We start from the raw sequence: 20,457 nt of genomic DNA on the forward strand, positions 1-20,457 counted from the left end.
GCTCCTTATTGATTACTATCTTTTAAAGCACTGTTATTAGGGAGGCTTCTTCTTTTCTTAAAGCAATCATTGCTCCTCTTATTTTATAAACTGTAAGGTTATCTTTTGGGCCTTTTCGCATAACTTCTACAGAGACACCTTTTGTTAGTCCTAGAGCAAGTAATCTTTCTTTTAATAAGTCTTTTGCGGATAAGTTATATACTTTAACAATGTTACCAACTTCAATTTCATATAGTTTTTTCATCATATTCACCTCGTAATTAAATTCTTAGCTTAGGCTATAACTTTTAGCCATGGCTAACTTAGGCATAATATATAGTATGAATTTATATATTTATATGTTACAAGTGACTAATATTTTTAAAAATAAATGAATATGCTTGAATATATAATTAAAAAGGGGAAAGCGATATGTCAGAAGAGTTTTATACATTCCGTGAATATATGAATAGTGCTAGAAATTCTCTAAGTGCATGTGAAGAGGATTATATAGAAATGATATATAGACTTTGTTCGCAAAATAATGGATATACAAGAGTGAATGATTTAGCAACGGCTCTTAACGTAAAACCTCCCTCTGTGACTAAGATGATAAAGAAATTAGGAGGAAAGGGTTTGATAATATATAAAAAATATGGAATTATTGAATTAGAGCAAGGTGGAGAAAATATAGGAAAGATACTTTTAAATAGACATAATACCATAGAACGTTTTCTTCTGCTATTAGATATAAAGAGTGGATTGTTAGAAGAGACTGAAAAAATTGAACATACTATAGATACTGAAACTTTATTGGAAATAAAAAAATTAGTGAATTTTTTTTATGATAACCCTGATATAAGACGGAAGTTTGATTTGTACAAAGATACGGCTAAGGCAGAAACTGCTGAAAATTTTGGAAAGTAAAGCGTAACCAGATTAAATTTCCAACCTAATCTATTTTTAAAACTCTCATGGCTTCTGGTGAGAGAATTTAAGTATAATAAGTTAATTATGAAGTGGTACATCCATAATAGCCTAAAGATGAGAATTATTTAACTCTTAATCACTATTTATGTGAAAATAAAATTAAAAAAGAAACGACAAAAAAGTGAAAGTGTCAAATGTTGACGTTTTCATTTTTATTTTTATTGAAGAATAAATGGTTGAGGTGTGAAATAGATTTTACTAAGGAGTTCCGTATAGAGACTTAATTTATGTTCGAAAATCTAGATTTTTTGGGATTTTGAGGCATGTATAAATTAATATTTGAGTGTGGAGCTCTAGAAAATTAAATATATATTAGGGGGAAGGTATCATGTTTGTTTTCAACTATGCAGATGGTGCGTCTGCATTAAGTGTATGGGGAGTTTGGATTATTGTTTTTATCGCACTTTTTACCTTTAATGAGGTAGCCCGCAGATGGAAATATGTTGGTTTCTTATGTTTTATTGTTTTACCACTAGTACTTTCAATATTATGGTTTACGGTATTAAGTGATACAACTTATACAGATTGGTTTCATTTAGCAAAGGTGTATTCGTCTACAGCTGGATGCATTGGATTTTGGTGTATCAGACATGTTAAATGGAAGAATAAATCTACAGGTAAGGAATGGATATTATCAGATAAAAAGTGGGCGGTGTGTTTTCCTCCACTTATCCTTGCAGTAAATATTTTAGAGGCAGTATCTCGTGATTTTCAAGTTGGTATTCAATATGCAGGAGGAGGAACATTAGCTGATGAAGCTATGTATGTACTTGGAGGCTCCTGGAATTTCATGAATGGGATAGCTGGTATCTTAAATATTATAACTATAACTGGTTGGCTAGGGATTTGCATAAAAAAACAGACTAATAAAGACGGCAGCAAAGATATGCTATGGCCTGATATGCTATGGTTTTGGATAATAGCTTATGATTTATGGAATTTTGCTTATACTTATAATTGTTTACCAGGACATGCTTGGTATTGTGGTTTTGCTTTACTATTAGCACCAACAATTTGTTCCTTTACTGTGGGAAAAGGAGCATGGCTACAACATCGTGCACAAACTTTAGCAATATGGTGTATGTTTGCGCAGACCTTTCCGTACTTTATTGATAAAGGAGCCTTCGCTGTTGCATCATCTTATAACACAGCACCGCTATTTGGATTTAGCTTTGCAGCATTAGTTTCTAATATAGCAGTGTTTGTTTACATGATTTATAAAGTTGTTAAAACAAAAAAAAATCCTTACGGTGGGGAGCTTTATACAGATTTAAAAGGATATAAGGAAATTAAAGCACTTGCTGAGTAGATATTGAAATAGGAGAAATTTGTATAAAGTAACAACTTGTGATCATAACTAGACAAACAAGCCTTTTTGTCTATTGCTATGTTTTCAAAACGTTTTATAATTAAATCGTAAGATTATTTGGGATTATTTTACAGATGACAACATGCTGTAATTCGTGGAGCATTTACTTAACTTTAAAAAAATATAGGTTCTATTTATTTGTTAAATAAATGTTGGTGATGATTAATATTTAACAACATTTAATTAATATATAACTGTATGAAGAAAAAATACGCTATACCCATATAACTTCTACTAATATTAGTGTAGTTATTATGATGATTCTATGAATTAAACCTATATAAAGAAATCTAGCATAAGTTAAAGGTTAATTTATTATATTTTTAAAATAAATATAAAGTTAAAAAATTAAGATTAAGAAAGGGTAAATACTATGGAGGCATATAAGGTTCTTGAAATTAAGAAAAGTGTTTTTGAAAATAATGACCGAGAAGCAGATTTACTTAGAGAACAACTAAAAAAAGATGGGACGTTTTTATTAAATTTAATGTCATCACCTGGTTCAGGTAAAACAACAACTGTTTTAAGGACTATAGAGGCTTTAAAGGATCAAATGAAAATTGGTGTTCTAGAAGCGGATATCGATTCAGAGGTTGATGCAAATACGGTTGCTAAAACCGGTGCAAAGGTGATACAACTACACACTGGTGGTATGTGTCATCTTGATGCTGGTATGACTAAGCAAGGACTATTAGGGCTTGGAACTGAAGATGTTGATCTTGTTATCTTAGAAAATGTGGGGAATTTGGTATGTCCAGCAGAATTTGATACTGGAGCATCAAAAAATGCTATGATTTTAAGTGTACCAGAGGGAGATGATAAACCTCTTAAATATCCACTAATGTTTTCAATTGTTGATGTTTTACTTATTAACAAGATAGATGCAATAGCTAGTTTTGATTTTGATTTCGAGGCTGTAAAGGATCGAGTAACGAAATTAAATCCTGATATTAAGGTTATTCCAATCTCCGCTAAAACAGGTGAGGGAATTAAAGAGTGGGCTGAATGGCTAAGTACAGAAGTGAAAGATTGGCAGGCTAAATAGCACCTTAATGATATTTTATTTGGGAGGTAATTAATATGGTCAAGCAAAAAGTGCTTCAACTAGCAAATAAGATTGCTGCTGGGATTACTGGCGGATTAGTTAAAGTAAAACCAACAGATCCAGAGTATAGAATTCTTGAACCAGTTACTACAGATGAAATGGCAGAAATAGCACTGCACTTAGAGGTACGTAAACCTAAAAGCTTAAAGGAAATTGCAAAACTCAGTGGCAAATCTGAAGAATATGTAGAAAAAATTCTAGATAAAATGGCTGTTGATGGCTCAATTAAGTTTGAACGTGAAAATGATGCTAATATGTATTTTCTTGAACTTTTTGTTCCTGGAGTAATGGAGTATATGGTTGCAAATAAAGAAAATGTTGAAAAATATCCAGTAATCGCTGAATGTTTTGAAGAATATACAAGAAGATTAAGTGGCTTGATGGCAGGAAACCTTCCTGTGGGAATGGGAGTAATGAGAGTTATTCCAATTGAAAGTGCAATTGAAGGAGATACAAGAAAAGCTTCTTATGAAGAAATTGCATATCTACTTAATACCCACGAAATTTTTTCTGTTGCGGATTGTGCCTGTCGTACATCCATGAGAGTTAAGGGTGAAGGATGTGGACATACTGTTGAGGAAATGTGTATTCAGCTAGGACCTGCTGCAGACTATTATATTCGTACAGGAAGAGGTAGGAGTATTACTAGAGAAGAGGCTATTGAGATTTGCAAGCAAGCAGAAAAGGAAGGTTTGGTTCATCAGATACCTAATCTTTCAGGACCTGGAAAAGCACTTGCCATTTGTAATTGCTGTGGATGTTCTTGCTTTGGACTAAGAAATACCACATTATTTAGAAATCCTGATTTTTCTAGATCAAACTATGTAGCACAAGTGGATACAGATAAATGTGTTGCTTGCGGAGAATGTGTAGAAAACTGCCAAGCTAATGCATTAACACTAGGACAAAATTTATGTACAAAGAGACCGGTTGAGGCGCCAAAGGAAATGGATACTCCATACGATACGAAGTGGGGAGAAGAAAAATGGAATATTAATTATCGCCATCGTAAAGTTGTTGCTGAAAGCGGAACAAGTCCATGTAAAACTGAATGTCCGGCTCATATAGCTATCCAAGGGTATATCAAGATGGCTTCTCAAGGAAGATATAGAGATGCTTTAGAGCTTATAAAAAAAGAAAACCCACTTCCAGCAATTTGTGGACGTATATGTCCTAGAAAGTGTGAATCTGCTTGCACAAGAGCAGGAGTAGATGAACCACTTGCAGTAGACGAAATCAAAAAATTCATTGCTGATCAAGACTTGAAAGCTGAACATAGATTTGTACCAGAAAAAAAGGCACAAAGAGAAGAAAAAATAGCTGTAGTAGGTGCAGGTCCAGCTGGTCTTTCTTGTGCATATTTCCTAGCAGTAGAAGGATATCAAGTAACAGTTTTTGAAAAGCAAAAGGTGCTTGGGGGTATGCTAACGCTTGGAATTCCATCCTTTAGATTAGGAAAAGAGATAGTAAACTCAGAGATAGAAGTCTTAAAAGAATTAGGCGTAGAGTTTAAAACAGGTATTGAAGTTGGTAAAGATGTTACTCTAAATGGACTTAGAAACTTTGGCTATAAAGCTTTTTATATGGCAATTGGTGCTCAAGGCGGCAGAAGGCTTGGACTCGAGGGTGAAGAAGCTGAAGGAGTAATAACAGGTGTAGACTTTTTGAGAAAGGTTAACCTAGGGGAAAAACTAGAAATGGAAGGTTCAGCAATAGTAATTGGCGGAGGAAATGTGGCCATTGATGTAGCTAGAACCGCTGAAAGAGTTGGAGCTTCTAAGATAGATATGTATTGTTTAGAAAGTAGAAAGGAAATGCCAGCACTAGAGGAAGAAATTGAAGAAGCATTATCTGAAGGAATTGCAATAAATAATTCCTGGGGACCAAAATCAATTCATTATGAAAATGGTAAAGTTGTAGGGGTAGAATTTAAAAAGTGTATTTCTGTTTTTGATGAAAATGGAAGGTTTAATCCTAAATTTGATGAAGAAGAAACTAAGTTCGTTAAGGCTGAACATGTGCTAATTTCAGTAGGACAAGGGATAGACTGGGGATCACTATTGAAGGATTCTATGCTCACTTTAAATCCTAATAAAACTGTAAAGGCAGATCCACTTACCTTCCAGACCGGAGAAAAGGATGTATTTGCTGGTGGAGATGCATTAACAGGTCCTAAGTTTGCTATTGATGCTATTGCTTTAGGAAAACAAGGTTCTATCTCTATTCATCGTTATGTACATGGCGATAATTTGTCTATAAGTCGAGAGAGAGAATATCATGCTTTAGATAAAGAAAACCTAAATATGGATGGTTATGATCGTCTACCTAGACAAAGAGCACTTCATGTAGATGGAAGCAAGTCGAAAGAAACCTTTAAAGATTTACGTAAGACTTTTACAGAAGAGCAAATAAAGAAGGAAACAGAAAGATGTCTTGGCTGTGGAGCTGTAGTTGTGGATCAATATCAATGTGTGGGTTGTGGTGTTTGCACTACAAAATGTAAATTTGATGCAATTTCGCTTACAAGAAAATATAATAGCGCTGGTGCAGAGCTCAATGAAATGAAACCTATAGTCATTAAACATGCCATAAAACGTCAAGGAAGAATTGCAGTGAAAAATGCGAAAAAATCCTTAGGATCAATCTTTTCAAAGAAAGAGTAAGAGTAGTGGGGTGAGGTGAGGTTTTTGCATGAAGTTGGAGTTATGATTGAAGTGGTAAAAACTGTGGAGAATTTCGCGAAAGAAAATGGATTAACTAAAATAGATAAGTTGGTTATCCAAGTTGGTGAACTTTCCTCCATGATCCCAAGATATTTAGAAGCTTGTTATCCAGCTGCAGTAGAGGGTACTTTATTACAAGAGACTGAATTGAAAATTGATATATTGCCTGGCAATGCTTTCTGTAAGAAATGCAATAAGGTTTTTAATCTTATCGACAATAATAACAAGTGTCCTAAGTGTGGAGGCAGACAATGGGAGATTTTATGTGGAAAAGAGTTCATGATTAAGGAAATTGTTGCTTGCTAAAAAGGCGTGCATTTATCAAAAAGGATTGAGTTATAAATTCTTAAAGAATAAAATAGCTCAATCCTTTTTATTCAGCTATATACCAAAAGTTGACAATGATTATGTATTTGGGTAATAATAGAATAAAATATTTATATTGGAAAAACAAGAGTGGAAGTGAGTCTAATGTTGAAAAATCAAATAGATAAAGAAAAAGATATTATACCAAGGCATATAGCTATAGTTTGTGACGGAAACGGAAGATGGGCTAGAAAAAAAGGACTTCCACGAACTTTTGGACATAGAGCTGGTACCAAACCAATTGAAAACACAATTAAAGAATGCTTTGAACTAGGGGTTGAGGTGCTCACGTTTTATGTTTTCTCTAGTGAAAATTGGAATAGATCTAATGAAGAAGTTTCTTTTTTAATGAAACTTTTCGTAGAATTCTTTACAAAGCTACGTAATGAGGTAGGAGAAAATATTAATGTTCGTCATATCGGTAGTAAGAATAATCTTTCTAAAGAACTGTTAAATGAAATTAAAAAAACAGAAAAGGAATCTGAAAAAAATTCTGGTTTTGTCCTAAATATAGCATTGAATTATGGAGGACGTTTAGAAATAGTAGATGCTATGCAAGAAATGATGGAAGATATTAATGAGGGAACACTTGATGCTGATAAAATAGATGAAGCTTTAATTAGCAATTATATGTATACTTCAGGATTGCCTGACGTTGATTTAATCATAAGAACAAGTGGAGAGAAGAGAATAAGTAACTTCCTACTTTGGCAATCTGCCGAAGCAAGGCTATGGTTTACTAATGATTTTTGGCCTGATTTTAATCACAACCATTTAATAGATTCAATTAAATATTATAATAAAATTACCCAAGAAAAATGATAAAGATGAACCACTTCAATCCGAAATCTATTTTCAAAACTCCTCTGGGTTCTGAGAGGAGAATTTGAAAATATAAATTCAATTATGAAGTGGTTCATCTATATAAGAAAGTTATTTGAAATTAGAATATATAAATAAAAGATTATATGAGTGTAAAATGATGAATTTATAGTGGGGATCGTATGGACAAATTAATAAAGTTTATAATTTATTCTGTAATTGCAATTTGTGTTTTATACGTTAGCTTTAATATTATATTTTTTATCGGTATGGTTAGTACCAATGGCCGTAAGGAAGTTGATAAGAAGTTTGTATTAGAATGTAAAGATGATTTAAAAGCTATGGATAAAGATTTTAATCTATCTAGGTTAGAAATTTATTATCAGCAGGGAGAATATAAGTTTACCATAGATTATAAAAAAAATTTATCTGAAGAAGATAGTAAAGTAATAGTAAATCATATGAAAGAACTATTACTGAAAGATAATGTAAATAAGTATTTGGAAAGCAAATATTCATCTGCATGTATATATTTAAAGATTATAGGTAGCAATAACCAGTATCATTATCAAAGCCCGTACTATTTACCATCAGATTCTAATGCCATAAATGAAGTGAATAATTACAAGTTTTGGTATTTTGTTAAAAGTACAGGAGAAACAATTAGTACTATTGAGGTTGATTAACTATAGCTTTGACATGCAAATAATTTTTGTTTTTTGCTGATATCCATATGAAAAACTTTAAAAAGCTTTGGAGACTATAAGCCTTGCTAGCTTGAAAATTTTATAAAGCTCTATATAGTTAAAAAGGATTGAGTTAATAGAAAATAACTCAATCTTTTTTGCTGTTTAATTATGATAAAAAGTTAAAAAAATATATAATGAACCCTGTAATTTTTCTTACTACGGCATATATATCTTTTAGAAAACAAAATAAAGATGTACCACTTCGAAACTAAATCTATTTTTAAAACTTTCACGGCTTCTGGTGAGAAAATTTAAGAATAATAAATTCCATTACGAAGTGATACATCCATAAAAATAAAGTGTTAGGGAGAATGAGAGATATGAGAGAAAGAAAATATGTAAAATTCAGAGCTGATATGTATGAGGATACTAAATTCAAAATAATAGATATGAAGCCAGAAAGAGATACAATTCATTATATATGGAATAGGATTGTGCTACTTGCAGGCAAGGTTAATTTAGAAGGGAACTTGTTTCTTTCAAAAAGCCTTCCATATACAATAGAAACTTTAGCAATAGAGTTTAATAGAGAGGTTCATCAAGTTAAGCTTGCTTTAGAGCTTTTTATTGAGTTAGAAATGGTTGAATTAACTGATGATAACATATATATAGTGAAAAATTTTGCTAAGCATCAAAATATTAAGGTGAAAGAAAAAGAAATATCTAAGGATAAAAAAGCTGAATTAAAGGCTATAGATGTTCCATTAAATGAGGCTTGTGACAATAAAGTTGATACTGAGAAGGCTGAAGAAAAGAATAATAAAGAGTTTGAGGATAACGCTTTGCTTAAGATGGAAAATAAAGAGGAGGGTAGTGCAGGAAACTTAGAAATTATAAATAAAGACCTCAGTACTTCTAAGAATAGTGAAATAGATAACAGTAGTGACAATATAGGAGGATATAGCACTGATGTAATAGAAGTTAAAAAGAGTAAAAGGGGTAGGAAAAAGAAGAAAAACAGTAATTTAAATGCTGAAGTCATTGGCGAAATATTTACAGATGATGAATTTACTGATGATACAATTGGATGCGTATATGAAGGAGAAAGACCTTTAGGTAAAGGTGAAGTTAGTGTTGCACAATGGTCCTTTGGTTGATAGTTGTTTTAAACATTGACATGTGAACATATTTAAATTATCATATGATTATATTTGAATATGTTCATATATGAGGTGAGAAATTTGGATTTAATACAAGTGATGAAAGCTTTATCTGATGAGACACGAATAAGAATATTAAATATTTTAAAAGATGGGGATCTATGCGTATGTGAGATTGAGTCTATTTTAGATATAAGTCAATCAAATGTATCAAGACATCTAAATAAACTCACCAGTGCTAAAGTTATTGATTATTATAAGGTAAATAAATATGTATATTACAAAATTAATAGTGAAGCCATGGAAGAATTTAATTTTATAAAAGAATTAATTCAAACTCAAACAATGAAATTAAAAAAATGTCAATCTGATATGGAAAAGCTAAAAATATATAAAAGTAGCGGGTTAGGGTGTGAAGACCTAAAAGAAGGTAAAGTGTGTTTTGAAATTATAGATAAATAGACCTAAATTGAAGCACCAAATACCGTGCTTTTAAAGTTAGATTCATATTTAAGAGAAAATATTTTATTTATATCTAAAAATAACTAAGAGTTAAAAGATGGAGGAATAATAATGAAACCAAAAGTAGCGTTTATATGTGTGCATAATTCTTGTAGATCTCAGATGGCAGAAGCCTTGGGAAAAATGTTTGCTTCAGATGTATTTGAATCTTATTCAGCAGGAACTGAATTAAGACCACAGATAAATCAAGATGCTGTGAGAATAATTAAGGATTTATATAATATTGATATGAATGAAACACAAAAATCGAAGCTACTTACGGATATACCAGAAGTAGATATTGTTATAAAGATGGGCTGTAATGTAGTTTGTCCTTTCTTGCCTTCAAAGCATGAAGAAGATTGGGGCTTAGATGACCCATCAGGTAAAAGTGATGAGGAATTTATTAAAACTGCTAAAGCTATTGAAGAGAAAATACAAGATTTAAAAAGAAGAATTGAAAATAATAAAATTAATTTAAGTACTATAGGGGGAATTTAGTAGCATATAACTGAATAAATATGATTTTAAGCCAGTGAAAACTGGCTTTTTTGTTTTATCTCTTGGATATCTAATAGAATATTAACCAGCATCAATATTTCTATATTTATTCACATTATTTTTATGAAATCATAGTATGAATATAGATGAATACATATGTTTGTGTTAAAGAATTGTGATGATTACAAAGCAGATGTTGACTATACATAGATAATCATCTATATTATATATAGATGATTATCTATGTAGGGAGTGATAAATTGAAAATTGATTATAATGAAAATGCAAAAATAATTAAAGCTCTTTCTGATGCAAATAGATTAAAGATAATTGATATACTATCTTGTGGAGAAAAATGTGCTTGTGATATATTAGAAAACTTCGATTTTACTCAGCCAACACTTTCTCATCATATGAAGGTTTTGATGGAGTGTGGTCTTGTAAATAGTCGAAAAGAAGGTTTATGGAATCACTATTCATTAAACGCTACTAACTGCAACAAATTAATGTTATTTATAATGAATCTTATTACTGATACTGAGGATTGTATATGTAAAGATAAATCTAAATGTGAATGCAAATAGAAAAGGGGATATATATTATGAAGAAAATGATTATTTTTGATCCAGCAATGTGTTGTTCTACAGGAGTTTGTGGTCCGAGTATAGATCCAGAGCTATTAAGAGTGTCTACTGTTTTAAATAATTTAAAAAGTAGAGGTATTATAGTTGATAGATTCAATTTAACTAATAATCCTCAAGCTTTTGTAGATACCAAAGTTGTTAATCAGTTATTAAACAGTGAAGGAATAGAATGTTTACCTCTAACTATTGTTGATGGAGAAGTGGTTAAGACTAAAGCATATCCAACAAATGTGGAATTCTGTGCTATGCTTGAAGTTCCTGAAAATTACTTGAAACTTCAAATTAAGAAAAAAACAAATGACTGTGGATGTAAAGGCGGATGTTGTTAGCGAAGGAAGGATATTTAAATATGTGGAAATTATTTAATCCAAATCATATAGAATTAACTAAATATTTATTTTTTACTGGAAAAGGTGGAGTAGGGAAAACATCAACTGCTTGTGCTACAGCTATGACTTTAGCTGACCAAGGTAAAAAAATCATGTTGGTAAGCACAGATCCAGCTTCAAATCTCCAGGATGTATTTAACAGAGAGTTAAACAATAAAGGAGTTAAAATAGAAGAAGTACCAAACCTTACGGTTGCTAATTTTGATCCTATAGAAGCTGCAAATGAATACAAGGAAAGTGTTGTTGAACCGTTTAGAGGTAAGCTTCCTGAAGTTGTTATTAAAAACATGGAAGAACAGCTTTCAGGTTCATGTACAGTTGAAATTGCAGCTTTTAATGAGTTTACTAACTTTATAACTGATGATAGTATTCAAAAAGAATTTGATCATATAATTTTCGATACAGCGCCTACAGGTCATACCTTAAGAATGCTCCAATTACCTTCAGCATGGAGTAATTTTATAAGTGAAAGTACTCATGGAGCATCTTGTCTTGGACAGTTAGCAGGACTTGAAGACAAAAAGGAAATTTATAAAGAGGCAGTGGACACATTAGCCGATGGAAGTTCTACAACTCTTATTTTAGTATCAAGACCAGAGATAACACCTTTAAAAGAAGCAGAAAGAGCATCTATGGAGCTTAGAGAAATAGGGATAAATAATCAGATTTTAGTTGTAAATGGAGTACTTAATAATGCAGATGATGAGTTATCCCAAAGTATTTATAATAAACAACAAAGGGCTCTTGAACATATTCCAGAAAAACTAGAAGGTCTAAAAATCTTTGAAATTCCATTAAGACCTTATAATATTACTGGTCTCGAGAATGTAAGAGCTTTTTTAAAGGAAGATAATATTAAGATAAGCAATGAAGAACTTAAGGTAAGTACGATGTTAAGTCTTAAGGATATCATTAATGATTTATATAATTCAGATAAAAAGGTCATATTTACAATGGGAAAAGGCGGAGTTGGTAAGACAACAATAGCTGCTACAATTGCTTTAGGATTAGCTAATAAAGGCAAGAAGGTTCATCTTACTACTACTGATCCAGCAGCTCATTTGAAATTTGTGTTAGATGAAGGGCAAGGGATAACCTTGAGTAATATAGATGAAAAGAAAGAATTGGAAAAATACAAAGAAGAAGTATTAAGTAAAGCTAGAGAAACTATGACAGAAGAGGATATTGAATATATTGAGGAAGATTTAAGATCTCCATGTACTCAAGAAATTGCTGTTTTTAGAGCTTTTGCTGAGATAGTTGAAAAATCAGAGGATGAAGTGGTTGTAATTGATACAGCTCCAACAGGACACACTCTTTTACTTTTGGACTCAACAGAAAGCTATAATAAGGAAATATCACGCTCTCAGGGTGATACTCCAGAGTCAGTTAAGAAGCTTTTACCAAAGCTCAGAAATCCAAAGGAAACAGAGGTTGTGATTGTAACTTTGGCAGAAACTACACCGGTTTATGAAGCGATGAGACTTGATGAGGATTTAAAACGCGCAGGAATAAACAGCAAATGGTGGGCTATAAATTCAAGTTTGTATGCAACCAGCACAACAAATAATATTTTAAAGGCAAAAGCGAGGAATGAAGTACATTGGATTAATAAAGTAAATGATATATCTAGTGGTAACTTTGCAGTTATAGAGTGGAAACCTGAAGAAATAAAGGGTGAGGAACTTATTGAGCTTTTAAAATAAAGGCGCAGTTAAGGAACCGTGGTGAAATTAAGTGGTTTTGAATTCGATGCTTTAATGAGCTTAAGCAAAAACAAACTTTAAGGGGGAATTTTATTTGAGAAGTAAATCAAGACTTTCATTACTTGATAGATATCTTACACTTTGGATTTTTCTTGCTATGGCTTTAGGTATTACTTTGGGCTGGGCAGTACCAGAGTTATCAAAAGTGTTATCAAATTTATCTGTTGGGAGTACTTCAGTACCAATTGCAGTTGGATTAATAGTTATGATGTATCCACCTCTAGCAAAGGTAAATTATAAAGAACTAGGAAAAGTATTTAAAAACCCAAAAGTATTAGGTTTATCTTTGGTTCAAAATTGGGTTATAGGACCAGTGTTGATGTTCATACTTGCTATGGTATTCCTAAGATCAGATTCGGCTTTAATGACTGGATTAATACTAATAGGACTTGCAAGATGTATAGCTATGGTTATAGTTTGGAATAGTTTAGCTGATGGAGACAGTGAATATGCAGCAGCATTAGTAGCTTTTAACTCAATATTCCAGGTTATCTTCTATTCAGTTTTTGCCTATATATTTGTTACAGTATTGCCGCCAGTATTTGGGCTCACTGGATATAAAGTTAATATCTCCATGGGCGAAGTTGCAAGGTCTGTGGCGGTTTACCTGGGAGTTCCTTTCGCATTAGGAATGTTAACTAGGTTAATATTGGAACCAATGATGGGAAATGAATGGTACACAAAAAAATTCATACCTAAGATTAGCCCAGTAGCATTAATTGCGTTATTATTTACAATTATAATTATGTTTACTTATAAAGGTCAGTACATTGTACAATTGCCATTAGAAGTAGTGAAAGTAGCAATTCCACTTTTAATATACTTTGTTATCATGTTCTCAGTATCTTTTTATATAAGTTACAAATCAGGCATTGATTATAAGAAAACTACAACATTAGCATTTACAGCTGCAAGTAACAACTTTGAACTTGCTATTGCTGTTGCAGTTGCTGTATTTGGAATAGAATCTAAAGAAGCTTTTACTGCGGTTATAGGACCACTTGTGGAAGTACCTGTAATGATAGGATTAGTTAATGTAGCTCTTTATTGGAGAAAGAAGTATTTCCAAAAGCAACAGCAATAATTAAAGAACAGTATTTAATATCGCAATGTCACGCTTTAGTAGAAACAAGGTCTAGTGAAGGAAAATCTTCAATAGACCTTGTTTTAATAAAAATACAGAAATAGTGCCAAAATTTAATTATTGACAAAATTCGAGTTTTTATGCATAATGTTAATGCAATTATGAATAAATATAAGATAGAGATGAGTTATAATATTAGTAAAGTACAGATAAGCGCTATCAAGCCTTAGAAAAGAAAATGATGCCACAGTGCGCAGTTGAAACTTTAGTACGGTGAAGTTATGCATAGGTTGGTTTGCTTAGGGTTTGATTAAAATTTATACCTTTAGGAGGAATAATCGTGGAACAAAAGACAAATTTAAAAAAGGATATTGGACTACTTATTGCTACAGCATTGGTTGCAGGTAATATGATGGGATCTGGTATATTTATGTTGCCTGCTACTCTGGCAGGAATTACCGGCCCTGGTGGCACAATTATGGCTTGGCTTATTTCAGCGGCTTGTTCTATATGCCTTGCTATAACCTTTGCAAGATTGGGATCAAAGTATCCAAAGACAGGTGGACCTTACGAGTATTCAAAGGTTGCTTTTGGTGAATTTACAGGATTTATGAATGCATGGCTTTACTGGAATGGGTCGTGGATTGGAAATGCTGCAGTTATTCTCGCTATATGTACTTATACATCTAGTTTAGTACCAGCTTTATCTAATGGACATGTTGCCTTCATATTTGGAACTATTGTATTATGGATATTTACTGGTATTAACATTCTTGGAGTAAGAAGAGCGGGTAAAATTCAGACAGTCATTACTATATTTGAGATATGTTTTTTTATATTCTTTATTATAATTACAGCACTTCATTTTAATGTAGCAAATATCAAACCATTGTTTCCAAGTGGAAAAGGATTATCAACAGTGAACGGAGCAGCTGTTAATACACTTTGGGCCTTCATTGGTCTTGAAAGTGCAGCTATTACTGCTGGTGAAATAAAAAATCCGGAGAAAAATGTTAAAAGAAGTACAATACTTGGTATTTCTATAGCTGCGGTTATATATATATGCATTAACTTTTTTGCTATGGGTTCCATTTCTCAAGAAGCTTTGGCCAACAGCAAGGCACCTTTTGCAGACATTCTTTCCCAATACTTTGGAGGAGGAGTATCAACATTTATCACTTTAGCAGTTATAATCAGTATACTTGGTACAACTGTAGGCTGGCTGCTTTCAACAGCACGCGTAGGCTTTGCAGCTGCAGAAAACGGGGTGTTTCCAAAGGCTTTTGGAAAAGTTCACCCAAAATTCGAAACGCCTTATGTATCATTAATAATAGGTTCGGTATTATTAAATATTCTTTTATATATGAATTACAATAAATCTCTAGTAGGAGCCTTCACATTTGTAATTTTATTGGCTACACTGGCATATTTACCGGTTTATGCTATGACAGCTCTCGCAGAGATAAAAATTATGATGAAAAATGGACAAATTAAAAATTTCTCAACTTTTATTAAGTGTGCATTGATTCCTCTAATAGGATTTGTATATGCATGTTGGGCTATATATGGTTCAGGCTGGCAAGTAATTGGTTATGGAGCATTATTGGCAGCACTTGGAGTGCCATTTTACTTCTACATGAAGAAAAGTGGAAGGCGTTGCTAGATACAGAAGAATTAGATTGATGTTTATGGTTCTTTTACATTTTAGAAAGTTGACAATATAATCTTATTGGGCAATATCAGAGTAAAATACATATATTGAAAAAAAGATAGGAAATGAGTCTCATGTTAAGGAATCAGATAGATAGCAAGACATATAGCAATAATTTCTTTAAGTAATGAGTTAATTGTTGACCTCTTATGTGGTATTTGATATAATGTGGTTGAACATAAATGAATATAATTAGTTTCGGTTGGGTAAATATATAATATAATTTACTTTCAAGCAAGCAGTTTCTGGGGTGGGAAGCTTTATTTAAGCTCTCCACTCTTTTTTACTTGTCTAGAAATATATTTTTTATAAAAAGATAAACTAAAGTATTAGGATTTATTACTTATATGGTAGTTCCATATAACAGCTAAATTAAAATAATATTTAGCAAAATACATAACAAAAGAAAGGATATTAAATATGCGAAACACAACAAATGATAGAAGCTATAACTTATTTTTAAACTTTTTTAGGAGTGAAGCTTCTAGTGGAATAATATTATTAATCTGTTCTGTAGCTGCAATGATACTGGTTAACTCTGGTTTTGCTCCGATTTATAATGAAATATTACATAAACACATTACAATTGGGTATGATGAGATTTCTATTTCCATGCCTATCTCACATTGGATCAATGATGGACTGATGGCAGTATTTTTCTTTGTAGTTGGTATGGAAATCAAGAAAGAAGTTTTAGTTGGAGAACTTAAATCTATAAGAACAACTATATTGCCAATTGCTGCGGCTATATTTGGAATGATTGTCCCAGCTGGTATTTATGCATTATCTAACTATAATCAGCCAATGATCAATGGATTTGGGATACCAATGGCAACAGATATAGCGTTTGCTTTAGGCATAATATCTTTAGTTGGACAAAAGGCCCCTAAGGGAATTGTTGTTTTTCTTACAGCCTTAGCAATAGTTGATGATTTGGGGGCTATTATTGTAATCGCAATATTTTATAGTACTGAGATATCGTGGATATATCTTTCAGTAAGTTTAACTATCTTTATATTACTTTTGATAGCCAATAGACTAAAAGTTAAGTCAACATTTGTTTTTGTTATACTGGGGATTGTTTTATGGTTTACAATGTTAAAATCAGGTATACATGCTACCTTTGCAGGAGTGCTGCTTGGTATGACAATACCTGGTTCAAAGGATCTAGAAAAATTTAAAAAATCAATGTTATACAAACTTGAAAGTACAATATCTCCATGGTCTTCTTATTTCATAATGCCAATATTCGCATTGGCTAATGCTGGGGTAGTTATAAATGCTAGTAGTCTCTCAACTATTATGGTTAAACCAGTTAGTATTGGAATAATATTAGGTCTTGTTTTAGGAAAACAATTAGGCATATATCTTATTTCTATATTGTTAGTAAAATTTAAGATTGCTAAACTGCCTTTTGGAGTAAATAAAAGACATCTATATGGTGCAAGTGTTCTTGGTGGAATAGGATTTACAATGTCAATATTTGTTTCATCGTTATCATTTGTAGATGAAGCGGTATTAGCTACAGCAAAAATGAGTATAATAATAGCTTCACTTTTATCAGCTATATTAGGATTGATAATTTTTAAATTTAGTAATATTGAAGATGATAATACAGCGCAACTCAACACTAATTAGAGTTACTTCAAAGATCTTTACCCTCTCATTTTGAGAGGGTTTTTTGTGATGTGATTACATTGAAAAAGAATGAAAACATCAGGATATAATACTATAAATACGCAAAAATATCTTATATGATAAAGTGCTTTTAAAATTTTTTAATATTTTTATGCAAAAATATTGCATTATGTATCTAAAAGATATATACTAAACATATCTTTTAGATACATCTTTTAGATATATAGGAGTGAATAAAAATAATGAATGAGCTTTTTATTTTAGGTGAATTAATGGAAGAACCGCAAAGTGGGTATTATCTACGAAATGCATTGCAAGCGTCGCTAGGCCGTCATCGTAAGATTAGTTACGGAGTGATTTATCCATTACTTGAAAAGTTAGAGAATCAGGGTTTTGTTGAGATAACCAATATTGAATCAGACAAAAAAAATAAAAAAGTAGCTAGCATTACGGAAAAAGGGAAAGAACGTTTTTTTGAGTTAATGAAAATGCCTGTTCCAAGTGGTGCTCACAATTCTGATATCTATTTAATTAAAATTGATGTTATGCAGCATCTTGCTGTAGATGAACAAATTCAATTATTGGATGAATTTTATAAGGAGCAAAAAGAGATAGTAGAAGATACTCAAGATATACTAAAAAAACTAGCGACAGAAGATTCAAAAGATCATTGGTATGCAAGCAAAAAGTTTGGACTACGATTACAGCAAGCTATTATTGCAGTTGAGTGGATTGAAAGATTTAAAGATGAATTGAAGAAAGAATGGTGATAACAATGACAAAAGAAATAAAAATAGCTTTATTAATGGCTGCTAGTCTCTTTATGGAGATTTTGGATGGAACTATTGTAACTACAGCATTACCTAAAATGGCTGGATATTTTCATACCAGTTCAGCAACAATTGCATTACTTGTCAGCGTATATTTAATTACAGTTGCTATATTTATCCCTTTAAGCGGGTGGATAGCCAATCGATATGGAAAAAAGAAAGTTTGGATTATTGCTGTCATAATCTTTACCCTTAGCTCATTAGGTAGTGCAATTGCACCTAATTTTTCTTTTCTTTTGATAATGAGAATTGTACAAGGTATCTCTGGTGCTTTGATGACACCTACAGCAAGACTAATTGTATTAGAAAAGACACCGGCTTCACAGCTATTGAAAATGATTAGTTATCTTATTTGGCCTGCTTTAATAGCACCTGCAATAGCACCGGTGGTTGGAGGATTTATTGTTACTTACTGGAATTGGCAGTGGATTTTCTTGATTAATGCACCAATTGGCTTAATTATTGCATTAATCGGAGCAAAATTAATAGATACTGATAAAGTAAAAAGCAAAACTTCATTTGATCTTTTAGGATTTATAGAGATTGCAGCTTCAACAGGCATAATCTTAGTTGGAGCAGAGCTAGCTACTCGTGGAAAAGATTATTGGCTTAGTGCATTAGGTTTAAGTGTTTTAGGAGTGTTGTTAGGCTTTATTGTTTTTAAACACTTAAAAAAATCAACTAATCCATTGTTTTCGCTCGATTCATTAAAAATAACTTCCTTTAGAATCTGCCAAACAAGTGGTTCTATTCTGTGGCTATGCGTTGGAGCGTTGCCTTATATACTAACTATTTTTTTACAAACCGTCTTTCATTGGTCAGCAGTAAAAGCAGGAAGTTTTGTGATATTTATTTTTATCGGAAATATTGGAATTAAACCTTTTACTAATGTAATTATTCGTAAGTTAGGATATCGTGGTGCGCTATTGTCATCATTTGGGATGGTGTTTATTACATCTATTGCTTTAGCATTTATTCAAATTAATACTTTACCTATTTGGATAATGTTCCTAGCATTAGTATCAGGGGCAGGACGTTCATTAGCCTTAACTGCTTACAGTGGATTGAGTTTTTCAGAAATAGAGCCTAAAGACAGAAATAGTGCAAATACCTTGAATTCTGTGGTATCAACCTTAGCTCAGGGGATGGGAATATCACTTATTACAGTTGTTGTAAATTTGTTGCAAAACTTCTTCCCAATTACAACCGCTTATGAATTAGGTTTTATTTTTCTTGGTTTATTGATGATATTACCAGCAATTGAAATATTGTTCCTACCTAAAAATATTGGACATACTACAATTAATTAGTTTTAATAATTGAATATATAAAATACTTATATTTTCACTTATTAGTTCTAGTTTGAATTGGCTGATTACAGCCATAAATAAAACTGTATGTGCTTCATCTATCTACAATCTATTTGCTTTAGAATATTAACTGCTAACTAAAAATCAAACACCTTATCAAAAGTTGATATGAAGTTGTCAATCTAAAGTAGACAGCAATAAAAGCAATATTAACCAAAGCCTCGTTCAGTTCTATACTGAATGGGGCTTTGATAATTTAATGCATATGCAGGTCTATCATTATTATAATAATAGATGTATTTGTCCACGAATTTGAATATATCATCTTCTTCATAAAAATTAAAGTCAACAACCATCTCATCTTTTATCCAACCATTTATTGATTCAATAATAGGATTATCCGTTGGAGTTCCAGCTCGCGACATTGAGTGAATTATGTTACAATTATTATGAGCTTTTGCGAATGCTCTTGAAGAATAGACAGCTCCTTGATCCGTGTGCAAAACGACTGGAGTTGTTTGTTCTTCAATTTTTTTCTTTAAATCCTCTAAACATAAAAGATAGGTGCGCCTATCGCCTTGCTTAGATGTCAGGTGATGTGAAATAATCTCATTATTGTATGTATCCATAATATACGTCAACTCGTAAGAGTGCCCCTTATGGTTAAGGCAAGTCATATCTGAAACCACCAATTCTAGTGGTTTTGAAGCATTCCACTTCCCATTGACTATATTCGGATAAATGATATTCTCGCTTCCAGGTCGCCTATATTTATAACCTCTAACTTTAGACTTTATACCACTGATTTTACAGCACTTATGTGCAAGATTGTCCGAAAACAACCACCCGGTTTCCTTGCGGATTACGGTAGCTAGTCTAT

20 protein-coding genes and 1 other annotated feature are annotated in these 20,457 nt (G+C 32.1%); of the genes, 18 read left to right on the plus strand and 2 right to left on the minus strand.

From position 1 onward, the window contains the following. Nucleotides 1–22 precede the first annotated feature (22 nt). Nucleotides 23–244 carry a FeoA family protein gene (locus JHL18_RS10590; protein ID WP_200268915.1) on the minus strand — a complete coding sequence of 74 codons (222 nt, stop codon included), beginning with the start codon at nucleotides 242–244 and terminating at the stop codon, nucleotides 23–25. 167 nt (nucleotides 245–411) lie between these two features. Here JHL18_RS10590 and JHL18_RS10595 point away from each other — a divergent pair, with 167 nt between their 5' ends. The 18 genes from JHL18_RS10595 (at nucleotide 412) to JHL18_RS10680 (ending at nucleotide 19,577) form a co-directional block, all read left to right on the plus strand. Next, nucleotides 412–906, plus strand: coding sequence for a metal-dependent transcriptional regulator (locus JHL18_RS10595; RefSeq protein ID WP_200268917.1), 495 nt, complete (start codon nucleotides 412–414; stop codon nucleotides 904–906). 391 nt (nucleotides 907–1,297) lie between these two features. After that, on the plus strand, nucleotides 1,298–2,278 hold the full coding sequence (locus JHL18_RS10600; protein ID WP_200268919.1) for a DUF5692 family protein: 981 nt from the start codon (nucleotides 1,298–1,300) through the stop codon (nucleotides 2,276–2,278). 433 nt (nucleotides 2,279–2,711) lie between these two features. Continuing rightward, nucleotides 2,712–3,383, plus strand: coding sequence for a hydrogenase nickel incorporation protein HypB (gene hypB / locus JHL18_RS10605; protein WP_200268921.1), 672 nt, complete (start codon nucleotides 2,712–2,714; stop codon nucleotides 3,381–3,383). 35 nt (nucleotides 3,384–3,418) lie between these two features. Further along, nucleotides 3,419–6,106 carry an FAD-dependent oxidoreductase gene (locus JHL18_RS10610; RefSeq protein WP_200268923.1) on the plus strand — a complete coding sequence of 896 codons (2,688 nt, stop codon included), beginning with the start codon at nucleotides 3,419–3,421 and terminating at the stop codon, nucleotides 6,104–6,106. Nucleotides 6,107–6,130: 24 nt separating this feature from the next. Next, entirely contained in the window at nucleotides 6,131–6,472 is a 342-nt protein-coding gene (locus JHL18_RS10615) for a hydrogenase maturation nickel metallochaperone HypA/HybF (RefSeq protein ID WP_200268925.1), read from the plus strand. Between the two features lie 165 nt (nucleotides 6,473–6,637). Continuing rightward, the gene (gene uppS, locus JHL18_RS10620; protein WP_200268926.1) at nucleotides 6,638–7,354 is read left to right on the plus strand and encodes a polyprenyl diphosphate synthase; all 717 of its coding nucleotides are present in this window, start codon (nucleotides 6,638–6,640) and stop codon (nucleotides 7,352–7,354) included. Between the two features lie 182 nt (nucleotides 7,355–7,536). After that, nucleotides 7,537–8,040 carry a hypothetical protein gene (locus tag JHL18_RS10625; protein WP_200268928.1) on the plus strand — a complete coding sequence of 168 codons (504 nt, stop codon included), beginning with the start codon at nucleotides 7,537–7,539 and terminating at the stop codon, nucleotides 8,038–8,040. 383 nt (nucleotides 8,041–8,423) lie between these two features. Further along, entirely contained in the window at nucleotides 8,424–9,200 is a 777-nt protein-coding gene (locus JHL18_RS10630) for a phage replisome organizer N-terminal domain-containing protein (RefSeq protein WP_200268930.1), read from the plus strand. A gap of 75 nt (nucleotides 9,201–9,275) precedes the next feature. Next, nucleotides 9,276–9,665 (plus strand): ArsR/SmtB family transcription factor, encoded by a 390-nt coding sequence (locus tag JHL18_RS10635; RefSeq protein ID WP_420839222.1) that lies wholly within the window; start codon nucleotides 9,276–9,278, stop codon nucleotides 9,663–9,665. Nucleotides 9,666–9,776: 111 nt separating this feature from the next. Then, nucleotides 9,777–10,205, plus strand: a complete 429-nt coding sequence (locus tag JHL18_RS10640) for an arsenate reductase ArsC (protein ID WP_200268934.1) — start codon at nucleotides 9,777–9,779, stop codon at nucleotides 10,203–10,205. 233 nt (nucleotides 10,206–10,438) lie between these two features. Then, nucleotides 10,439–10,789 carry an ArsR/SmtB family transcription factor gene (locus JHL18_RS10645; protein ID WP_420839220.1) on the plus strand — a complete coding sequence of 117 codons (351 nt, stop codon included), beginning with the start codon at nucleotides 10,439–10,441 and terminating at the stop codon, nucleotides 10,787–10,789. A gap of 17 nt (nucleotides 10,790–10,806) precedes the next feature. Further along, entirely contained in the window at nucleotides 10,807–11,178 is a 372-nt protein-coding gene (gene arsD, locus JHL18_RS10650) for an arsenite efflux transporter metallochaperone ArsD (protein ID WP_200268938.1), read from the plus strand. Between the two features lie 20 nt (nucleotides 11,179–11,198). After that, nucleotides 11,199–12,944, plus strand: coding sequence for an arsenical pump-driving ATPase (gene arsA, locus JHL18_RS10655; RefSeq protein ID WP_200268940.1), 1,746 nt, complete (start codon nucleotides 11,199–11,201; stop codon nucleotides 12,942–12,944). Nucleotides 12,945–13,038: 94 nt separating this feature from the next. Beyond that, the gene (gene arsB / locus JHL18_RS10660; RefSeq protein WP_200268943.1) at nucleotides 13,039–14,088 is read left to right on the plus strand and encodes an ACR3 family arsenite efflux transporter; all 1,050 of its coding nucleotides are present in this window, start codon (nucleotides 13,039–13,041) and stop codon (nucleotides 14,086–14,088) included. A 340-nt stretch (nucleotides 14,089–14,428) separates the two neighbouring features. Continuing rightward, a complete protein-coding gene (locus JHL18_RS10665) occupies nucleotides 14,429–15,751 on the plus strand; it encodes an amino acid permease (RefSeq protein ID WP_200268945.1) in 1,323 nt (440 codons plus the stop codon). Between the two features lie 248 nt (nucleotides 15,752–15,999). Next, nucleotides 16,000–16,059, plus strand: a sequence feature (sodium ion sensor (DUF1646 type); this cis-regulatory element may regulate processes involved in with the transportation of sodium ions). Nucleotides 16,060–16,219: 160 nt separating this feature from the next. Further along, nucleotides 16,220–17,437, plus strand: coding sequence for a Na+/H+ antiporter NhaA (gene nhaA / locus JHL18_RS10670; RefSeq protein WP_200268947.1), 1,218 nt, complete (start codon nucleotides 16,220–16,222; stop codon nucleotides 17,435–17,437). A gap of 242 nt (nucleotides 17,438–17,679) precedes the next feature. After that, the gene (locus JHL18_RS10675; RefSeq protein WP_200268950.1) at nucleotides 17,680–18,207 is read left to right on the plus strand and encodes a PadR family transcriptional regulator; all 528 of its coding nucleotides are present in this window, start codon (nucleotides 17,680–17,682) and stop codon (nucleotides 18,205–18,207) included. A 5-nt stretch (nucleotides 18,208–18,212) separates the two neighbouring features. Continuing rightward, nucleotides 18,213–19,577 carry an MFS transporter gene (locus JHL18_RS10680; protein ID WP_200269164.1) on the plus strand — a complete coding sequence of 455 codons (1,365 nt, stop codon included), beginning with the start codon at nucleotides 18,213–18,215 and terminating at the stop codon, nucleotides 19,575–19,577. A gap of 209 nt (nucleotides 19,578–19,786) precedes the next feature. On the opposite strand, the gene JHL18_RS10685 is transcribed toward JHL18_RS10680, so the two are convergent. Then, nucleotides 19,787–20,457: DDE-type integrase/transposase/recombinase (locus JHL18_RS10685; RefSeq protein WP_207753005.1), on the minus strand; the 671-nt coding region annotated here is incomplete at its 5' end.

Origin of the sequence: Clostridium yunnanense (genome assembly GCF_016595795.1) — a bacterium.
In the GTDB taxonomy this organism is placed as follows: domain Bacteria; phylum Bacillota; class Clostridia; order Clostridiales; family Clostridiaceae; genus Clostridium_AR; species Clostridium_AR yunnanense.

What these genes read in the sequence shown, in the direction of transcription:
- JHL18_RS10590 (WP_200268915.1), bottom strand. Translation starts at nt 244, where the DNA reads ATGAAAAAACTATATGAAATTGAAGTTGGTAACATTGTTAAAGTATAT.
- JHL18_RS10595 (WP_200268917.1), top strand. Translation starts at nt 412, where the DNA reads ATGTCAGAAGAGTTTTATACATTCCGTGAATATATGAATAGTGCTAGA.
- JHL18_RS10600 (WP_200268919.1), top strand. Translation starts at nt 1,298, where the DNA reads ATGTTTGTTTTCAACTATGCAGATGGTGCGTCTGCATTAAGTGTATGG.
- hypB (WP_200268921.1), top strand. Translation starts at nt 2,712, where the DNA reads ATGGAGGCATATAAGGTTCTTGAAATTAAGAAAAGTGTTTTTGAAAAT.
- JHL18_RS10610 (WP_200268923.1), top strand. Translation starts at nt 3,419, where the DNA reads ATGGTCAAGCAAAAAGTGCTTCAACTAGCAAATAAGATTGCTGCTGGG.
- uppS (WP_200268926.1), top strand. Translation starts at nt 6,638, where the DNA reads ATGTTGAAAAATCAAATAGATAAAGAAAAAGATATTATACCAAGGCAT.
- JHL18_RS10625 (WP_200268928.1), top strand. Translation starts at nt 7,537, where the DNA reads ATGGACAAATTAATAAAGTTTATAATTTATTCTGTAATTGCAATTTGT.
- JHL18_RS10630 (WP_200268930.1), top strand. Translation starts at nt 8,424, where the DNA reads ATGAGAGAAAGAAAATATGTAAAATTCAGAGCTGATATGTATGAGGAT.
- JHL18_RS10640 (WP_200268934.1), top strand. Translation starts at nt 9,777, where the DNA reads ATGAAACCAAAAGTAGCGTTTATATGTGTGCATAATTCTTGTAGATCT.
- JHL18_RS10645 (WP_420839220.1), top strand. Translation starts at nt 10,439, where the DNA reads ATGATTATCTATGTAGGGAGTGATAAATTGAAAATTGATTATAATGAA.
- arsD (WP_200268938.1), top strand. Translation starts at nt 10,807, where the DNA reads ATGAAGAAAATGATTATTTTTGATCCAGCAATGTGTTGTTCTACAGGA.
- arsA (WP_200268940.1), top strand. Translation starts at nt 11,199, where the DNA reads ATGTGGAAATTATTTAATCCAAATCATATAGAATTAACTAAATATTTA.
- nhaA (WP_200268947.1), top strand. Translation starts at nt 16,220, where the DNA reads ATGCGAAACACAACAAATGATAGAAGCTATAACTTATTTTTAAACTTT.
- JHL18_RS10675 (WP_200268950.1), top strand. Translation starts at nt 17,680, where the DNA reads ATGAATGAGCTTTTTATTTTAGGTGAATTAATGGAAGAACCGCAAAGT.
- JHL18_RS10680 (WP_200269164.1), top strand. Translation starts at nt 18,213, where the DNA reads ATGACAAAAGAAATAAAAATAGCTTTATTAATGGCTGCTAGTCTCTTT.